Raw genomic sequence first — 17,702 nt, 5'->3', positions numbered from 1 at the left:
CATTTTAAAATGGCTATTTCACACGTAACAGATCAAAACTTTGCTGCTGAAACAGGTTCAGGCCTTGTTCTTGTAGATTTCTGGGCTCCTTGGTGCGGACCTTGTAAAATGATTGCTCCAGTTCTTGAAGAGCTTGATTCAGAAATGGGCGATAAAGTAAAAATTACCAAGCTTGATGTGGATGACAACCCACAAACAGCTGCTAATTTCGGTGTTATGAGCATTCCAACCTTATTGGTTATGAAAGATGGCGAAATCGTTGATAAAGTAGTCGGCTTCCAACCAAAAGAAGCTTTAGCAAGTGTTTTAGAAAAACACGTATAATCTTCGGACAAAAAAACCTTAGCTGGAACTGGCTAAGGTTTTTTATTTTGACTAATATAATTTTTAGAACAAAACCTCCCACTTTCCTTTCTAAGCAGTTTGCTTTAAAATTTTAAAAGATAGATAAAGACGGATAGGAGTGGGCGGAGTGAATGAAACCATCAAACAAAAATTAACACTGCTGCCTGATCAGCCTGGCTGCTACTTAATGAAGGATCGTCAAGGGACAATCATTTATGTGGGGAAAGCAAAGGTATTAAAGAACCGTGTTCGATCTTATTTTACCGGGTCGCACGATGGAAAGACCTTAAGGCTCGTCAACGAAATCGAAGACTTTGAATATATCGTGACTTCTACGAATATTGAAGCACTTTTACTTGAATTAAACCTAATCAAAAAATATGATCCAAAATACAATATCATGCTGAAGGATGACAAAAGCTACCCGTTTATCAAATTGACTGCTGAAAGACATCCAAAGCTTATTATCACGAGAAAAGTAAAAAAGGATAAAGGCAAATACTTTGGCCCCTACCCGAACGTCGGAGCGGCTAACGAAACAAAAAAGCTTCTTGACCGGATTTATCCGTTACGTAAATGCTCGACCCTTCCCGACCGCGTCTGCTTGTATTACCATTTAGGACAGTGCCTAGCACCATGTGTGAATGAAGTGGCCGAAGTGCAGTATAAGCAAATGACGGACGAGATTACTCGATTTTTAAATGGCGGGTATAAGGAGATAAAAAAAGAGCTTTCGGAAAAAATGACAGCGGCAGCTGAGGAGTTAGATTTCGAGCGGGCAAAGGAATACCGTGATAAAATCACTCATATTGAAACCATTATGGAAAAACAAAAAATCACAATGACCGACTTTACCGACCGCGATGTATTTGGATACGCTGTCGACAAAGGCTGGATGTGTGTCCAAGTCTTTTTTGTCCGCCAAGGAAAGCTGATAGAGCGAGATGTTTCCATGTTTCCAATTTACAATGAACCAGAGGAAGAGATCTTGACATTCCTCGGCCAATTTTATCAAAAGACAAATCACTTCAAGCCGAAGGAAATTCTCATTCAGGACGAAGTAGATTTGAACATGGCCGAACAATTGCTTGAAGTAAAAGTGATGCAGCCGCAGCGGGGGCAAAAAAAGGATCTCGTCAAAATGGCAATCAAAAATGCCAAAATAGCTTTATATGAAAAGTTTTCATTAATTGAAAAAGATGAGGATAGAACAATCAAGGCGGTAGAAACCCTTGGTGAGCTTTTAGGGATTTATACCCCACACAGGATTGAGTCATTTGATAACTCCAACATTCAAGGAACCGACCCTGTATCGGCGATGGTTGTTTTTATTGATGGCAAGGCAAACAAGCGGGAATACCGCAAATATAAAATCAAATCTGTTAAAGGCCCTGATGATTATGAATCAATGCGGGAAGTAACGAGAAGAAGATATTCCAGAGCTTTAAAGGAAAATCTGGCACTTCCGGATTTAATTATCATAGATGGTGGAAAAGGGCATGTGGAAGCAGTCAGGGATGTGTTGGAAAATGAACTTGGACTAGATATTCCGCTTTCGGGACTTGTGAAGGATGAAAAACACCGAACATCACAGCTCCTTTACGGCAATCCGTTGGAAATTGTCCCGCTAGCAAGGAACAGCCAGGAATTTTATTTACTGCAAAGGATTCAAGATGAGGTTCACCGCTTTGCGATTACCTTCCACCGTCAAATCCGTGGGAAAAGTGTCTTTCAATCGTTACTCGATAATATCCCTGGTATTGGGGAAAAGCGGAAAAAGCAATTGTTAAAGGAATTTGGCTCTGTTAAGAAAATGAAGGAAGCAACGTTTGAAGAATTTCGAGCCCTCGGAATTCCAACTAATGTCGCAGAAGAATTAGTCAATAAACTTCGTTCATAATATTGTCAGAAAAAAAAGAACATGCTATAATGAGTGAAAATTTAATTTACTATCACTTTTTACGTATTAAAGTGAAGGTAGAGGTGCGAGCTTCAAGAGTAGTGGTTCTGAGAGGGATGAGCTTCTGAGAAGAATCATGAAAGGGAAAGTTCGCCGAAGTAAAGAAGGTCTCATTTCTTTCTTTGCTGGTCTTGCATTGAATAAATGCCGGATTGTCAAGACGATTGTCTTGGAGAGCTATCTTACATTGTGTGTACGAGAATTTATTTCTTCGTGTTCTTAAAGCAATGAGAGGCCCTTCTCATTGCTTTTTTGCATTTATGGGGAAAATTAAGAGTAACATTTGAAAGAAGGAGAAAAAAACTATGGGGCTTATCGTACAAAAATTCGGGGGAACCTCCGTCGGCAGTGTAGAAAGAATTTTGAATGTGGCAGCATGTGTAAAAGAGGAGACGGAGAAAGGCAATAACGTCGTTGTCGTCGTTTCGGCAATGGGAAAATCGACGGATCAGCTGGTCGGCCTGGCAAAGGAAATTTCCTCACAGCCAAGCAAGCGGGAAATGGATATGCTCCTTTCGACAGGGGAACAGGTGACTATCGCACTATTGTCGATGGCCTTAAATCAACAAGGCCTTGATGCTGTTTCTTATACTGGCTGGCAGGCAGGAATCGTAACAGAACCCATCCATGGAAACGCCCGAATCACAAAAATCAACACAGAGGCCCTTAAAAGTCAGCTATCAAATGGTAAGATTGTCATTGTTGCGGGTTTCCAAGGAATAACAGAAGACGGTGAAATTACCACACTTGGCCGCGGCGGATCTGATACAACAGCGGTGGCCTTAGCAGCAGCACTGAAAGCTGATAAATGCGATATTTATACGGATGTGACCGGGGTGTTTACAACAGATCCAAGGTATGTCAAAGAGGCGCGCAAGTTATTATCTGTGTCCTACGATGAAATGCTCGAACTCGCCAATTTAGGTGCCGGTGTGCTCCATCCAAGAGCAGTGGAGTTTGCCAAAAACTATCAAGTCAGGCTCGAGGTGCGTTCAAGTATGGAAAAAATCGCAGGTACAGTCATAGAGGGGGAAGCAACTATGGAACAAAACCTAGTAGTACGCGGAGTGGCATTTGAAGATGAAATAACGAAGGTTACCGTATTAGGATTAACCAATTCCTTAACAAGTTTATCAACAATTTTTACCACGCTCGCGCAAAATCAAATAAACGTTGATATTATCATACAAAGTACAACAGAAGCAGGAACAGCCAATTTATCGTTCTCGATTCATACAGATAACTGGCTAGAAGCATTAAATGTTCTTGAAAATAATAAACCAGTGCTGGGTTACGAACAGCTGGACGCAGAAAATAAATTAGCAAAGGTGTCAATTGTTGGTTCAGGTATGATTTCCAACCCTGGAGTAGCCGCAAAAATGTTTGAAGTGTTGGCAAGTAATAACATTCAAATTAAAATGGTCAGCACATCAGAAATTAAAGTATCTGTTGTTATTGAAGAAAAAAATATGCTTAAAGCAGTAGAAGCACTGCACAAGGCATTTGAGCTTGGGGATAATTAGAAAAGGGTGTCAAGGCACCGTCCGTTTGGACGGTGCCTGACACCCTAAAAGGATAACCGTAATTAGATTTGGTCCTTGCTGTCCCATTTGACGGTGAACTGGACTTTGTTGGATTTTTTTACTGGATGCTCGAAGGTTTCTGCAATGACTTCTTTTTGAAGTTCGATTTGCTGGGCCAGGAAGCCAGCTTCAAGCTGGAAAAAGTGCTCAGCTTTTGACTTTACCCGGGACACAATCAAAGGACTTGTTAGTTCAAATTCAATTTCACTTTTCGTTTCTTTTTTTATTTCAAGCTGTCCCCAAGATGCATTAGCGAAAAATTCAATGACTTTATCATAATCGGTTAAAGGAAATTTCCGGGCGAGGCGTTTTCCAGCCCAATATAAAATTTCGGGAGAATCTTTCCCTAAAATCTCTGGCAAAAGGATTTCCCTGATTAATTCATATCCGAATATGGATATGGTTCTTGGCTCCCCAGTATTCAAAGTTTGATCAACGTCTGTACTTTCTTTCACAAGATTCCCCTCTTTCTATCATTCTATTATATACAAATTAAGTTGAGTTTCAGTACATTTCCCCAGAAAAAACAATTGATAATGTATTTTTAATTATTTTGCAATACTATATCTTTTTTACCATCATAATTATCTTATCCTTTTAAGGAAAATTATTTTACCGTAAGATATTGGTAATTAAAATGTAAGAATCATGTTGATTAACAGAAAAATCCAGTTAAAGGAAAGAGGGGAGTTCCCTCCTATTACAATATCAATATATTTTAAAAATTTTATTAATTACCAAAGAATTGTGTATCCGTTTTCTTGACGCTCTATGATGATGGGAGTAAAATGGACATGTCACATTATTGTCACAGTGGTGCTAGGATATAAATTCTTTCAAGGGGAATAATGAAAACTTGCCAATTGCTAGTTCGAATTAGGTTCATAAGGCATTGTTGAATTATCAATTCAGAATTTATGAATAGTAAATTCTGATAAGTTAAAAGGGGAAGAAACTTAACACCATTTTTTAAAAACTAAGGGGGGTAAAATTATGGCGGGTAATCGAGAGTTTTTTAACCGGAGATTGCATTCGTTGCTAGGGGTTATTCCTATTGGGGTATTTCTGACGCAGCACCTTGTAGTCAACCATTTTGTCACAGGAGGACCAGATTCCTTTGAAAAGGCTGCGGCTTTTATGGGAAATCTTCCATTCCGGATTGTCCTTGAAACTGTAATTATTTATTTACCAATGCTTTTTCATGCAATTTATGGACTTTATATTGTCTTTACCGCTAAAAGCAATGTCAAAAATTTTGGTTTTTTCAGGAACTGGTTGTACTTGATTCAGAGGATAACAGGCGTCATCACGCTTATTTTTATAGCTTGGCACGTATGGCAGACGCGTGTAGCTGATGCACTAGGCACGGCAGATGTTTCTTATGAAATGATGCATAATATTCTTTCATCACCAGTCATGTTCGTTTTCTATCTTGTGGGTATCCTTTCAGCAATTTTCCATTTTGCCAATGGGTTATGGTCATTCTTAGTAAGCTGGGGTATTACTGTGTCACCACGTTCACAAGTGATTTCTACATATGTGACAATTGGTATTTTCGTTATTCTATCAATTGTTGGAATTCAAACACTGATCGCATTTGTTTCTTAACTATTTTTTGATCGGAAAAATAAAGTATTTTGGATTAAGGGAGTGAGTCACGAATGAGTAAGGGTAAAGTGATTGTAGTCGGTGGCGGCTTAGCCGGCTTAATGGCTACCATCAAGGTTGCAGAATCAGGAACACCGGTAGAACTTTTTTCTTTAGTTCCGGTAAAACGTTCTCACTCTGTTTGTGCCCAAGGTGGTATTAATGGAGCAGTAAATACAAAGGGTGAAGGGGATTCCCCATGGATTCACTTTGACGATACGATTTATGGCGGAGATTTCTTGGCGAATCAGCCGCCAGTTAAGGCAATGTGCGATGCAGCACCTGGTATAATCAATTTATTTGATCGGATGGGAGTTATGTTTAACCGGACTCCTGAAGGATTACTAGACTTCCGTCGTTTTGGAGGGACACAACATCACCGTACCGCTTTTGCTGGTGCCACGACAGGTCAGCAGCTACTTTATGCACTTGATGAACAAGTTCGCCGCCATGAAGTGGACGGCTTGGTTACCAAGTATGAAGGCTGGGAGTTTTTGGGTTCGGTTATCGATGACGATGGTGTATGCCGTGGTGTTGTTGTTCAGGACTTAAAAACAATGGAAATCAGGTCATTTGCAGCAGATGCTGTTATATTGGCAACAGGCGGCCCTGGGATTATTTTTGGAAAGTCAACAAACTCAGTTATTAATACAGGTTCTGCAGCCTCTATTGTATATCAACAAGGTGCTCAATATGCAAATGGTGAAATGATTCAGATTCATCCAACTGCTATTCCTGGTGATGATAAACTACGGTTAATGAGTGAATCAGCGCGGGGTGAGGGCGGACGTATTTGGACATATAAAGATGGAAAACCGTGGTACTTCCTAGAAGAAAAATACCCTGCATATGGAAACCTTGTACCACGTGATATTGCCACACGTGAAATTTTTGATGTTTGCGTTTCGCAGAAGCTAGGTATTAATGGTGAAAACATGGTATTCCTTGATTTATCCCATAAGGACCCACATGAACTAGATGTAAAACTTGGCGGAATTATCGAGATTTATGAAAAATTCATGGGTGATAATCCACGCAAAGTGCCAATGAAAATATTCCCTGCTGTTCACTATTCAATGGGTGGACTTTGGGTTGATTATGAGCAAATGACGAATATCCCTGGACTATTCGCTGCTGGTGAATGTGATTACTCCCAGCATGGTGCTAACCGTCTCGGTGCAAACTCCTTGCTTTCAGCTGTTTTCGGTGGAATGGTGGCAGGACCAAACGCTGTTAAATATATCGGTGGACTTGAAAAGAGTTCTGATGCTGTTTCTTCTTCTGTTTTTGACCGTCATATTAAAGAACAGGAAGATAAATGGAATTCAATTATGTCATTAAATGGTTCCGAAAATGCCTATGTACTACACAAAGAGCTTGGGGAATGGATGACAGATAACGTAACAGTTGTCCGCTACAATGACAAGTTATTAAAAACGGATGAAAAAATCCAAGAACTATTAGAACGTTACCAAAACATCAATATTAATGATACATCTAAATGGAGCAACCAAGGGGCAGCATTTACACGTCAATTACAAAATATGCTGCAATTAGCCCGTGTTATTACAATTGGCGCTTACAATCGTAATGAAAGCCGCGGTGCTCATTATAAGCCTGACTTCCCTAAACGTAATGATGCGGAATTCTTAAAAACAACTATGGCAAAATTTGTAGATTCTAAATCGGCGCCGGAATTCCATTATGCAGAAGTTGATATCTCGCTACTCAAGCCGCGTGAGCGCGATTACACTAAAAAGCATTAAAAGAAAGGGGAGTAGGAAAGAATGTCTGAAAAGAAAACAGTAAAATTTATCATAGCACGTCAAGATACCCCAGACTCTGCTCCTTATGAGGAGACATTCGAGATTCCATACCGTCCAAATATGAACGTGATTTCGGCATTAATGGAAATTCGTAAAAATCCTGTAACGGATAAGGGACAAGATACAACCCCAATTACATGGGAAATGAACTGTCTTGAAGAGGTTTGTGGTGCTTGTTCAATGGTCATCAACGGTAAGCCACGTCAATCTTGTTCGGCACTTGTTGATCAATTGGAGCAGCCAATCCGCCTTGAGCCTATGCGAACATTCCCTGTTGTCCGTGACCTTCAGGTTGACCGCAGCAGGATGTTTGATTCCTTAAAGAAAGTAAAAGCATGGATTCCAATTGACGGAACGTATGATTTAGGACCTGGACCTCGTATGCCTGAGAAAAAACGTCAATGGGCCTATGAACTTTCAAAATGTATGACTTGTGGTGTTTGTTTAGAGGCATGCCCGAATGTAAACAGTAAAACAAACTTTATGGGTCCGGCGATTTTTAACCAAGTTCGCTTATTTAATGCCCATCCAACGGGTGAAATGAATAAAGCAGAACGTTTAAATGCCTTTATGGACGACGGTGGAATGCAGGGCTGTGGGAATTCTCAAAACTGCGTCCAATCATGTCCAAAAGGAATTCCAATTACCACTTCCATCGCAGCAGTTAACCGTGATGCTACCATGCAAGCATTTAGAAACTTCTTTGGAAGTGACCACGATTAATAAGAAATGCGCAAGCTTCTGTTACTCGGGGCTGGAGCTGGACAGTTCTCAAAGTGAAAATTTTATTCTTTCATTTTAACTAAAGAAAAACCTTCTTTTCTAAATCGGAAAAGAAGGTTTTTCTCATCTTTAAAACGAATTTTAAGCATTACCATACTAACCATTTATTATTCGTTTGGTATACTTGGAGCTATTAAGTTCCTTGAAAAGGAAGGTTTTCAAAGTTGAAATCAAAGTTTCCGCTGTTGATTATTTTAATTGGACTTATTCTAATGGGAATCGGTGCCTGGCAATTTGTAAATGTAAAAATGCAAACAAAGTCATCACTGGAAAAAGCAAAGGAAATCATTTCAGAGCAATCAGTGGATGCTTCTTCTAAAAGAGATGAGAGCAGCCCTCCTCCAAGTGTAGGAGATATTGTTGGTTTATTAACAATCCAGAAAATTAAAGCAGAATTGGCAATCGTCGAAGGAACAGACCCGGATGATCTAGAAAAGGGCGTTGGCCATTATAAAGGTTCCTACTTCCCTGGTGATAAAGGGCAAATTGTCTTATCTGGCCATCGGGACACGGTATTTCGACGACTAGGAGAGTTGGAAATCGGTGATTCACTAAAGCTGCAAATGCCCTATGGAAATTTCACTTATGAAATCACTCATATGAAAATTGTAAAAGCGAATGATACGAGTATTGTTACCTTGCAAAATAATGAAGAAGAATTAATTTTAACGACCTGTTATCCATTTCGTTATGTAGGTAATGCCCCAAAACGATATATCATTTACGCGAAAGCTAAGTAATTCATTTTTTCAGGAACTCTTTCCGTTTTGAAATAGTTTTAAAATTTTGTAAAAAAAACTATAGTAAATGAATGACTATCAGGACTTAAGGAGATTACCATATGGGAAAAGCAAATTACATAGACGACTTTCATCAGTGGGAAAAGGAGGTCCTTGGACAGCGGAAATGAAAAATCTTCTCCTCCATCAGGAAAAAGTTGGAATATAATTCACATTTTTTTTTATAATTGTTCTCCGTTAAGTATTTATAGTCACTCCAATTGCATCCTTCACATATGATATGGTGACTAAATATATACCCACCCCACGGTTCATTACTGGCGAAGGCAAGGAGGGTTACAATACTTGAAGGAGAATGATTATAATCACAAGCCATTACTCACCAAACGTGAAAGAGAAGTATTCGAACTGTTAGTACAAGACAAAACAACGAAAGAAATCGCTGGTGAATTATTTATAAGCGAAAAAACGGTTCGGAACCACATTTCAAATGCCATGCAAAAGCTTGGTGTCAAGGGGCGTTCACAAGCAGTTGTAGAGCTCCTTCGAATGGGAGAGCTAGAACTTTGAAGATGACCGGCTTTCCTTTTTGGGGAGGCCGGTTCATATTTTATGGGTTTAATGAACCAAGTTAATCTAGTGCCTAAATGGTTTCGAGGTTATTTTGCCAATATATGAAGTACGAGGTAAAATCATTTTGGAGACCATTTTGTATTTTAATATAAAATTATTTCCCTGTGCATTTCTCTTTTATCATCATCAAAACTATCAAAATTAATATTGTTTTTGTATACAGTCTTTTCATTAAGTTTCAACTTGAAATTTTAGTGAAAAAAGTAGAAAATAAGGACAAGCTTTATGACATTTAATAAGGAATAAAGGCTTTGTTTTTTTATTATACAAGTCTTGAGGAGAAGCCTATTTTAGGGGTGTATGAAGGATGAAACTCGAAAATTCACAGAGAGTGAATGGAGACATAGTAGCTAATATCGAAAAGGATTTACGTTACATTTCCGGAATTATCAAACAAAAAGGAAGAGAGATGTTGAGTAATTATACGATTACTCCGCCACAGTTTGTTGCCTTACAATGGCTGTTTGAAGATGGAGACATGACGATTGGTGAACTATCCAACAAAATGTATTTGGCCTGCAGCACAACTACTGATCTAGTTGACCGAATGGAGAAAAATCAGCTCGTTGTGCGGGTTAAGGATTCTAGCGATCGTCGTGTGGTGAGAATTCACTTGCTTGAAGAAGGCAAACGAATCATTGATGAGGTTATTCAGAAGCGACAACAATATTTAGAGGAAGTGTTAGTCAATTTCTCAACAGAAGAAATTGAACTTCTTCAAAGCAGCATGATGAAGCTCCATCAAGAAATGCGTTAACTGAAAACGCGCCGGTTGGCTAGATAGTTAGGACAGTTCATAAGGCGTAGTTGAATTAAGAAGTTCAGAATTTATTGATAGAAATTCTGATTAGCTAAAAATGAGGCGAGATGTTTGAAGCAACCAATTGGTGTAATAGATTCTGGGGTAGGTGGGTTAACCGTTGCCAAAGAGGTCATGAGGCAGCTGCCAAATGAGAAAATTATTTATTTGGGAGATACCGCACGATGTCCCTACGGACCACGGACTTCGAAGGAAGTAAAAAGATTCACCTGGGAACTAACTACTTTTTTACTAGAAAAAAATATTAAGATGCTGGTTATTGCCTGTAACACGGCGACGGCAGCTGCACTGGATGATATTCGCAAGGAGTTATCCATCCCTGTCATAGGTGTAATTAATCCAGGAGCTCGGGCGGCAATCAAACGAACAAAGAACTATCGAGTAGGTATTATTGGTACTGAAGGAACAGTTAAAAGCGGTGCTTATGAAAAAGCTTTGAAGTCGCTAAATAGCCGGCTTTATATAACAAGCCATGCCTGTCCAAAGTTTGTTCCTCTTGTAGAGAGTAGCGAGTATGACGGACCGATTGCCGAAAGAATTGTCGATGAAGCCTTAAAACCACTGCTGAATCAAAATTTGGATACGCTTATTTTGGGCTGTACCCATTATCCATTACTAGAACCCCTGATTAAGGATGTAATGGGTGATTCCGTTAATGTGATTAGTTCAGGGGATGAAACTGCACGGGAGATAAGTGCCATTCTACAATATAACGGCCTGCTTGAAACAAGTGAAATTGAGCCGGAGCATGAATTTTACACAACGGGTTCGCGGCGGATATTTGCCAAAATAGCCTCTCAGTGGCTCGGGATCCCAATCAACAATGTAAAAATGATTAAACTATAACGACCAGGAGCCCCCTTTAAAATCAGGGGCTCTTTTTGTGCCTATCAAAACGAGAGTGTCCACCATACGCGTACATTTGTCCACGAGTGGTGCCTGACACCCAAAGTGACAACCATAGATGTCCCCTAAAGTGAAACCCATAGAAGAGCCCTGTAAAATGCCCTTCATTAAAATGAAAAAATTTATATTATCTTTTATTTTTCTTTCTTAACACGGTCTATTTTTCTACAAGGCTCGTATACATGATAGTACAAACTGTCTTAGGGGGGAATTTATGTGTCTAAAAATAAAGCAAAAATCCTTGGGGTGACTGTGCTTTCTTCAACAGTACTGCTATCTGGCTGCGGCTTGTTTGGGACGGAAACAAAAAAGAAAATTGATCCGCCAAAAACGGTAACTGTTGGAGATAAAAATGCAAGTAAGGAATCAGCTGCAAAAGATAAAGGTAAAGTTGAAAACACGGTAAAAACAGAACTTTATCTCCTTGATAAAAATGGCTATGTGGTCCCACAAACACTAAATCTGCCGAAAACAAATTCAGTTGCCACACAAGCACTTAAATATTTAGTAGCTAATGGCCCAGTCACAAACATGCTTCCTAATGATTTTAGAGCAGTCTTACCTGAGGACACAGAGCTAAGTGTTGATATAAATAAAGAGGGGGTTGCAACTGTTAATTTCTCAAAGGAATTTAAAAATTATGAGCCTAAGGATGAGATGAAAATTCTCCAATCGGTTACTTGGACCCTGACACAATTTAATAATGTTAATTCGGTAAAGCTTAAAATGAATGGCCATGAACTGACTGAAATGCCAGTCAATGGAACCCCTATTAGTGAAAATCAATCAAGGGCTTCCGGTATTAATTTTGATACAACAGATGTTGTTGATCTTACGAATACAAAACCTGTAACCGTATACTACATTGGCGGCACTGAGGGCTCCTATTACTATGTCCCTGTTACTCGCAGGGTTAGTAACAATGAAAAGAATAATATTATTGCGGCTGTCAATGAATTGGTGAAGGGTCCTAGTGGAAAATCCAACCTGGTTTCTGAGTTTATGTCTGATGTAAAGCTGCTTGAGGCACCTAAATATGAGGATGGAAAGGTTACCTTGAACTTTAATAAAAATATTTTTGGAAGCTTTGAGGATAAAGAAATTTCGCAGTCCTTATTGGATGCACTTGTACTGTCATTAACTGAGCAAAAAGGTGTTGAAAAAGTCGCTGTTCAAGTTAACGGTAAAGCAGATATTAAGAATGATAAGGGTAAAAAACTATCGGAACCGGTAACTCGTCCTGAAAAAGTCAATACAGGTAGTTTTTAAAAAATAATTTTTGTTATACTATATAGAGACAATGAATGAGGTTGGCTTGAAGGCCACCTCTTCTTTATTTGGTAGTAGGATTCAGAATCTTAATGCCAATTGAAAAATAAACAGTAATTGAAGGAGGAAGTTTTGTGCGTGTTGATGGAAGAGAGCCCTTACAGCTAAGGCCCATACATATTGAAACGAATTATTTAATGCATCCAGAAGGTTCTGTCCTTATTTCTGTAGGTAATACAAAGGTGATTTGTACTGCCAGCATAGAAGAAAGAGTTCCTCCTTTTATGAGAGGGGAAGGCAAGGGCTGGATTACTGCCGAGTACTCGATGTTGCCAAGAGCAACAGAAACAAGAAATATTCGCGAATCCTCGAAAGGAAAAGTTACCGGCCGTACAATGGAAATCCAGCGTTTAATTGGCCGTGCACTTAGGGCAATTGTCGACCTTGGTGCGATTGGCGAAAGAACAGTTTGGATTGATTGTGATGTTATCCAAGCTGATGGCGGAACACGGACTGCCTCCATTACTGGTGCGTTTGTCGCAATGGCGCTAGCGTTAAATTCATTAGCCGAGAAAAAGTCATTTTCGAAGTTCCCAATAATCGATTATTTAGCGGCAACTAGTGTTGGGATTTTGCAAAATAACCAAACTGTTTTAGACTTAAACTATGCTGAAGATTCGAAGGCTCAAGTTGATATGAATGTAGTCATGACGGGTAATGGCGAGTTTGTTGAACTGCAGGGAACAGGTGAGGAATCTACTTTTTCCTATGATCAGCTTCAAGGTCTGTTACATGCGGCCCAGGAAGGGCTTATGGAATTATTTGAACAGCAAAAAGCAGCACTTGGTGCGGAAATAACCAAAAAAATCGAAAGTAGACGAAAGAAATAAGAGGCGATTAGTATGAAAGAAGTTATTATTGCTACAAAGAATCCAGGAAAAGCTAGAGAATTTGAGGAAATCTTTGCGAGTAGGGGAATTGAGGTTCGAACCTTGCTTGATTTTCCAGAAATTCCAGATGTAGAAGAATCAGGTTCCACCTTTGAGGAAAATGCCGTTCTGAAAGCAGAGGCTATCTCCCAAGCACTTAACAAAATGGTCATTGGTGATGATTCCGGCCTATTAGTTGATGCCCTTGAAGGTAGGCCAGGCATTTATTCAGCACGCTATGCAGGCGAGCCGAAAAATGATCAAAATAATACGGATAAAGTCCTTTCCGAATTGAAAGACGTTCCTGAGGTGGAGAGAACAGCGCGGTTCTACTGTGCACTGGCAGTAGCTGTCCCGGGGCAAGAAACGATGACGGTGTCAGGCACCTGTGAGGGTCGTATTCTTGAAGAGCGAAGAGGTTCAAATGGGTTTGGCTATGATCCAGTCTTTTATGTGCCGGAACAAGGTGTCGCCATGGCTGAACTATCTTCGGATGAGAAACACAAAATTAGCCATCGTGCGAATGCGCTTAAGAAGCTTGACGTGGTTCTTGATTCAATTTTAAAGAGATCTTGGCAGTCATGAGCAAGGTATTAATCGTCAGTGATAGTCATGGATTGACGAAGGAACTCGAGGTTATAAGGGAAAGGCATATAAACGAAGTGGACATGATGATTCATTGCGGTGATTCCCAGCTTACTCCGGATGATAAAGCCATTTCAGGTTATTTGACTGTAATGGGAAATTGTGATTTCAGCGGCGGGTATCCTTTAGAGACGATTTCTGAGGTTTCTGGACGGAAGTTCTTCATTACCCATGGACATCGTTATTCTGTGAAAACTTCGTTGATCAATCTAAAATATAAGGCGCAGGAAGTGAATGCGGATATCGTCTGCTTCGGTCATTCTCACATCTTGAGTGCGGAAGTAATTGATGGTACCTTATTTTTAAATCCCGGCAGCATCCGCCTGCCACGAGAGCCCATGGAAAAAACATATGTGATTCTTGATTTGCTTGAGGAAAAAATAAAACTGTCTGTGTTTGAAATGAACGGGCGGGAAATGGCAGAGTTGGCCCGTGAATTTACTTTGCCAAAGTGATGGGGGAAATATCCCCCCCTTTCTTCTTGAAAAAAATGAACAAAAACCTGTTGACTTTTAGATGTTAGGATAATATAATAAATCTTGTCTTTGATAACTGAATATGTCCCAGTAGCTCAGCCGGATAGAGCATACGCCTTCTAAGCGTACGGTCGGGAGTTCGAATCTCTCCTGGGACGCCATACTACATACTAAACCATTAACCTCACTTTTAAAGTGAGGTTTTTTTGTTTTTTTGATCTCGCCTTTCAGGGTGAGTTTTTTTTGACCGATAGGAAAGTATAACTTTCTATCAGGCATAAGTGCACTAAGGAAAGCTTCGTGAGCATAACCATTGCAGTTGAAAAGCTGTGCTTTTCTACGAACTACGCCTCTGTCTTCGCCCTTAGGGGCTCGCCAATCGGCGAGTTTTCTTTATCCTTTATTTATGCTAAACTATTTTTCAACGACAAGCCGAAGGACGGTTTTTTTTATGAAGAAACGGGAGCAAGCGAAGAGAAAAGATAATGTCATCTTTTTTCCCGGAATTGAAAAGAGATTAACAGCAAAAGGCTTAGAAAGCCTCGATAATAAAAAATTCAACGAAGCCATAAATCTGTTGGAAGAAGCAAAAGAACTAGACCCAGATAATGACGATATATTAATCGGGCTTGTATTTGCTTATTTTGAAGTAGCTTCTTTTAAAAAAGCAAAAATACTTGCAAATGAAATGCTTTTAAAAGGAATTGGCGACTATTTTCAAATGGTGGATTTATATTTAACGGTGCTGATTCAGCTGCATGAGTATCAAGAAATCGTCTCGACCATTGAAGTTTTATTAGATGAGAAAGAAATTCCTCCAGAAAAACATGATCATTTCATTACCATTCTACAATTCAGCCGGAGGATGGCCGAGAATCGCCAACAAGACATAACTGAAACAGTGCCGGAAGAAAGCACTGTTAAACAGTTAAATCTTTTTGAAATCGATAATCTAAATGATCAAATGCTGCTTGTTGCTAGTTTGGCTGAAAAAAATATCCGCCCCTATGTCGAAGAAATTGCCGAATATTTGAAAGCAGATGGAGGGCATCCATTTCTCAAAACGATGCTACTAACACTTTTACAAGAGCAAGAAATTGAGCGGGAATTAGTAGTCAGGAAATTTTCGATGGAAGAAAAGGTGATTCCAACGCAGTTGCCAGAGGTTAAATTGCAGCCAAGAATGATAAAGGTAAAAGAATTATTAGCAGACGGTTTGGAAAGTGACAATCCAGTCCTGTTTGAAAATACAGTCGGAATGATAGAACGGATTTTTTTTATCAGCTATCCTTTCGAGCTTGAGCCGGAAAGTTCTGCTGCCTGGGCTGGTGCCTTCCACTTACTTGCACAAGAATACATGGGATTAGATCCGAAAATCGGTAAAATCGCAAGTGAATATGCTGTTCACCCGAAAGAAATTGGTCAGGCGATTGTAAAAATCGAGGAAATAGAGAAAATTTCTTATCCTAATATATAGGCTTCGCTGTTGAAAGAAAACAAACCTATGATATAATGTAGGGGTTGCATTGTGTAAAAAACTATATTTTACATTTAAAAAATGGAAATAGTGCTTGGTGGACAAGTCATTTTCCGACTCTAAATTCGTTACGAATGAAATGAGAATAGATTTGTTGGAGGGAAAAAGGTATGACAGCAAAATGGGAAAAGTTAGAAGGAAACCGCGGTGTCCTTACAGTTGAAGTAAGTGCTGACCAAGTTAGCAAAGGTTTAGAAGCGGCATTCCAAAAAGTTGTAAAGCAAGTAAGCGTTCCAGGCTTCCGTAAAGGAAAAATGCCTCGGGGAATGTTTGAAAAGCGCTTCGGTGTAGAATCACTTTATCAAGATGCATTAGATATTCTTCTTCCAGAAGCATACGGAAGTGCAATTGATGAAACAGGTATCGAGCCAATTGACCGCCCAGATATCGACATTGAGCAAATGGAAAAAGGTAAAGACCTTATCTTCAAAGCAACTGTTCAGGTTAAGCCAGAAGTGAAATTAGGCGAATACAAAGGCTTAGAAGTGGAAGACCTCGATACAACTGTTACGGACGAAGACGTTGCAAACGAATTAAAGACACTTCAAGAGCGTCAAGCTGAGCTTGTAGTTAAAGAAGAAGGCACTGCCGTAAACGGTGATACTGTTGTTTTAGACTTTGAAGGCTTTGTTGATGGTGAAGCGTTCGAAGGTGGAAAAGCTGAAAACCACACCCTTGAACTTGGTTCAGGATCATTCATCCCAGGCTTTGAAGAGCAATTAGTAGGTGTAGCTGCTGGCGAATCTAAAGATGTGGAAGTAACATTCCCTGAAGAATACCATGCTGCTGAGCTTGCTGGTAAACCAGCAGTTTTCAAAGTAACGGTTCATGAAATTAAAGGAAAAGAACTTCCTGAATTAGATGACGAGTTTGCAAAAGATGTTGACGATGAAGTCGAAACATTAGACGCTCTTAAAGAGAAAATCAAAACTCGTTTAGAAGACAGCAAAAAGCATGAAGCTGAGCACCACCTACGTGATACAGTAGTAGAAACAGCTGCTGCAAACGCTGAAGTGGAAGTTCCAGAAGTGATGGTTGATACTGAAGTTAACCGTATGCTTCAAGAATTCGAACAACGCCTGCAAATGCAAGGTATGAACCTTGAACTTTACTTCCAATTCTCTGGTCAAGATGAAAATGCACTTCGCGGACAAATGAAGGAAGAAGCTCAAAATCGCGTAAAAATGAACTTAACATTAGAAGCGATTGCAAAAGCTGAAAACCTTGAAGTAACGGACGAAGAAGTTAACGTTGAGCTTGAAAAAATGGCTGGTATGTACAACATGACTGTTGACAGCATTAAACAAGCGCTTGGCGGTTTAGAAGGCATTAAAGCAGATCTTCTTCTTAAAAAAGCAGTAGACTTTCTTGTTGAAAACAAGAAATAATTTTTAAATAATGCAAGGCACGATTTTTGATCGTGCCTTGTTTTATACATTTTTTCTATTACATATTATAATAAGTAAAGGGAAACCTTTTTAATGTCTAGCTCTAACGTCTGGGCAAGGCGCTTAAGGTTTTTCTTAACAATGGACAGGAAAACAAGCTACCAACAGCGAATAAATAATTTCCATACAGGTTTTAGATTTATTTTTAAAAATTA

General features: G+C 39.5%; 18 protein-coding genes, 1 tRNA gene and 1 riboswitch. Of the genes, 18 read left to right on the top strand and 1 reads right to left on the bottom strand.

Annotated features, from left to right (window positions below; genetic code table 11):
• Positions 1 to 9 precede the first annotated feature (9 nt).
• From trxA to RTR43_RS08395, 3 genes are all read left to right on the top strand, one after another.
• Positions 10 to 324: a thioredoxin gene (gene trxA, locus RTR43_RS08405; RefSeq protein ID WP_312471061.1), complete on the top strand. Its 315-nt coding sequence runs from the start codon at positions 10 to 12 to the stop codon at positions 322 to 324.
• A gap of 148 nt (positions 325 to 472) precedes the next feature.
• Complete coding sequence (gene uvrC / locus RTR43_RS08400) at positions 473 to 2,245, top strand: excinuclease ABC subunit UvrC (protein ID WP_312471060.1); 1,773 nt, start codon at positions 473 to 475, stop codon at positions 2,243 to 2,245.
• A gap of 70 nt (positions 2,246 to 2,315) precedes the next feature.
• A riboswitch (Lysine riboswitch) is annotated at positions 2,316 to 2,493 on the top strand.
• A 117-nt stretch (positions 2,494 to 2,610) separates the two neighbouring features.
• Positions 2,611 to 3,828: an aspartate kinase gene (locus RTR43_RS08395; RefSeq protein WP_312471058.1), complete on the top strand. Its 1,218-nt coding sequence runs from the start codon at positions 2,611 to 2,613 to the stop codon at positions 3,826 to 3,828.
• Positions 3,829 to 3,890: 62 nt separating this feature from the next.
• On the opposite strand, the gene RTR43_RS08390 is transcribed toward RTR43_RS08395, so the two are convergent.
• Complete coding sequence (locus tag RTR43_RS08390) at positions 3,891 to 4,343, bottom strand: YslB family protein (RefSeq protein WP_312471057.1); 453 nt, start codon at positions 4,341 to 4,343, stop codon at positions 3,891 to 3,893.
• Positions 4,344 to 4,881: 538 nt separating this feature from the next.
• Here RTR43_RS08390 and RTR43_RS08385 point away from each other — a divergent pair.
• The 15 genes from RTR43_RS08385 to tig all read left to right on the top strand — a co-directional run bounded on the left by RTR43_RS08385 (position 4,882) and on the right by tig (position 17,487).
• Positions 4,882 to 5,496 carry a succinate dehydrogenase cytochrome b558 subunit gene (locus RTR43_RS08385; protein ID WP_312471055.1) on the top strand — a complete coding sequence of 205 codons (615 nt, stop codon included), beginning with the start codon at positions 4,882 to 4,884 and terminating at the stop codon, positions 5,494 to 5,496.
• Between the two features lie 53 nt (positions 5,497 to 5,549).
• Positions 5,550 to 7,301 carry a succinate dehydrogenase flavoprotein subunit gene (gene sdhA, locus RTR43_RS08380; protein ID WP_312471054.1) on the top strand — a complete coding sequence of 584 codons (1,752 nt, stop codon included), beginning with the start codon at positions 5,550 to 5,552 and terminating at the stop codon, positions 7,299 to 7,301.
• Positions 7,302 to 7,322: 21 nt separating this feature from the next.
• On the top strand, positions 7,323 to 8,084 hold the full coding sequence (gene sdhB / locus RTR43_RS08375; RefSeq protein WP_248736560.1) for a succinate dehydrogenase iron-sulfur subunit: 762 nt from the start codon (positions 7,323 to 7,325) through the stop codon (positions 8,082 to 8,084).
• Positions 8,085 to 8,308: 224 nt separating this feature from the next.
• The gene (locus RTR43_RS08370; protein WP_396954548.1) at positions 8,309 to 8,884 is read left to right on the top strand and encodes a class D sortase; all 576 of its coding nucleotides are present in this window, start codon (positions 8,309 to 8,311) and stop codon (positions 8,882 to 8,884) included.
• A gap of 345 nt (positions 8,885 to 9,229) precedes the next feature.
• Entirely contained in the window at positions 9,230 to 9,454 is a 225-nt protein-coding gene (gerE, locus tag RTR43_RS08365) for a spore germination transcription factor GerE (RefSeq protein WP_007087335.1), read from the top strand.
• Between the two features lie 370 nt (positions 9,455 to 9,824).
• Positions 9,825 to 10,274 (top strand): MarR family winged helix-turn-helix transcriptional regulator, encoded by a 450-nt coding sequence (locus RTR43_RS08360; protein WP_312471050.1) that lies wholly within the window; start codon positions 9,825 to 9,827, stop codon positions 10,272 to 10,274.
• Between the two features lie 114 nt (positions 10,275 to 10,388).
• Positions 10,389 to 11,183: a glutamate racemase gene (racE, locus tag RTR43_RS08355; protein ID WP_248736556.1), complete on the top strand. Its 795-nt coding sequence runs from the start codon at positions 10,389 to 10,391 to the stop codon at positions 11,181 to 11,183.
• 276 nt (positions 11,184 to 11,459) lie between these two features.
• On the top strand, positions 11,460 to 12,512 hold the full coding sequence (locus RTR43_RS08350) for a GerMN domain-containing protein (RefSeq protein WP_312471047.1): 1,053 nt from the start codon (positions 11,460 to 11,462) through the stop codon (positions 12,510 to 12,512).
• A 134-nt stretch (positions 12,513 to 12,646) separates the two neighbouring features.
• On the top strand, positions 12,647 to 13,402 hold the full coding sequence (gene rph / locus RTR43_RS08345; RefSeq protein WP_312471045.1) for a ribonuclease PH: 756 nt from the start codon (positions 12,647 to 12,649) through the stop codon (positions 13,400 to 13,402).
• 12 nt (positions 13,403 to 13,414) lie between these two features.
• A complete protein-coding gene (locus RTR43_RS08340) occupies positions 13,415 to 14,026 on the top strand; it encodes an XTP/dITP diphosphatase (protein ID WP_312471043.1) in 612 nt (203 codons plus the stop codon).
• Positions 14,023 to 14,541: a metallophosphoesterase family protein gene (locus RTR43_RS08335; RefSeq protein ID WP_312471041.1), complete on the top strand. Its 519-nt coding sequence runs from the start codon at positions 14,023 to 14,025 to the stop codon at positions 14,539 to 14,541. The genes RTR43_RS08340 and RTR43_RS08335 overlap by 4 nt, the downstream gene beginning before the upstream one ends.
• Before the next feature lie 105 nt (positions 14,542 to 14,646).
• A tRNA-Arg gene (locus RTR43_RS08330) sits at positions 14,647 to 14,723 on the top strand.
• 139 nt (positions 14,724 to 14,862) lie between these two features.
• Positions 14,863 to 15,048, top strand: a complete 186-nt coding sequence (locus RTR43_RS08325; protein WP_312471040.1) for a hypothetical protein — start codon at positions 14,863 to 14,865, stop codon at positions 15,046 to 15,048.
• Positions 15,014 to 16,039: a tetratricopeptide repeat protein gene (locus RTR43_RS08320; protein WP_312471039.1), complete on the top strand. Its 1,026-nt coding sequence runs from the start codon at positions 15,014 to 15,016 to the stop codon at positions 16,037 to 16,039. Before RTR43_RS08325 ends, RTR43_RS08320 begins: the two co-directional genes overlap by 35 nt.
• A 170-nt stretch (positions 16,040 to 16,209) precedes the next feature.
• Positions 16,210 to 17,487, top strand: coding sequence for a trigger factor (gene tig, locus RTR43_RS08315; protein ID WP_312471037.1), 1,278 nt, complete (start codon positions 16,210 to 16,212; stop codon positions 17,485 to 17,487).
• Positions 17,488 to 17,702 lie beyond the last annotated feature (215 nt).

The sequence above is a fragment of the Neobacillus sp. genome (assembly GCF_031988165.1).
Taxonomy (GTDB): domain Bacteria; phylum Bacillota; class Bacilli; order Bacillales; family Cytobacillaceae; genus Neobacillus; species Neobacillus rhizosphaerae.
The sequence above is the reverse complement of the archived record's forward strand: the minus strand, read 5'-3'. Positions and strand labels throughout refer to the sequence as shown.

Coding starts and splice junctions, on each gene's coding strand:
- trxA (WP_312471061.1), top strand. CDS start 10: ATGGCTATTTCACACGTAACAGATCAAAACTTTGCTGCTGAAACAGGT.
- RTR43_RS08395 (WP_312471058.1), top strand. CDS start 2,611: ATGGGGCTTATCGTACAAAAATTCGGGGGAACCTCCGTCGGCAGTGTA.
- RTR43_RS08385 (WP_312471055.1), top strand. CDS start 4,882: ATGGCGGGTAATCGAGAGTTTTTTAACCGGAGATTGCATTCGTTGCTA.
- sdhA (WP_312471054.1), top strand. CDS start 5,550: ATGAGTAAGGGTAAAGTGATTGTAGTCGGTGGCGGCTTAGCCGGCTTA.
- sdhB (WP_248736560.1), top strand. CDS start 7,323: ATGTCTGAAAAGAAAACAGTAAAATTTATCATAGCACGTCAAGATACC.
- RTR43_RS08360 (WP_312471050.1), top strand. CDS start 9,825: ATGAAACTCGAAAATTCACAGAGAGTGAATGGAGACATAGTAGCTAAT.
- RTR43_RS08340 (WP_312471043.1), top strand. CDS start 13,415: ATGAAAGAAGTTATTATTGCTACAAAGAATCCAGGAAAAGCTAGAGAA.
- RTR43_RS08335 (WP_312471041.1), top strand. CDS start 14,023: ATGAGCAAGGTATTAATCGTCAGTGATAGTCATGGATTGACGAAGGAA.
- RTR43_RS08320 (WP_312471039.1), top strand. CDS start 15,014: ATGAAGAAACGGGAGCAAGCGAAGAGAAAAGATAATGTCATCTTTTTT.
- tig (WP_312471037.1), top strand. CDS start 16,210: ATGACAGCAAAATGGGAAAAGTTAGAAGGAAACCGCGGTGTCCTTACA.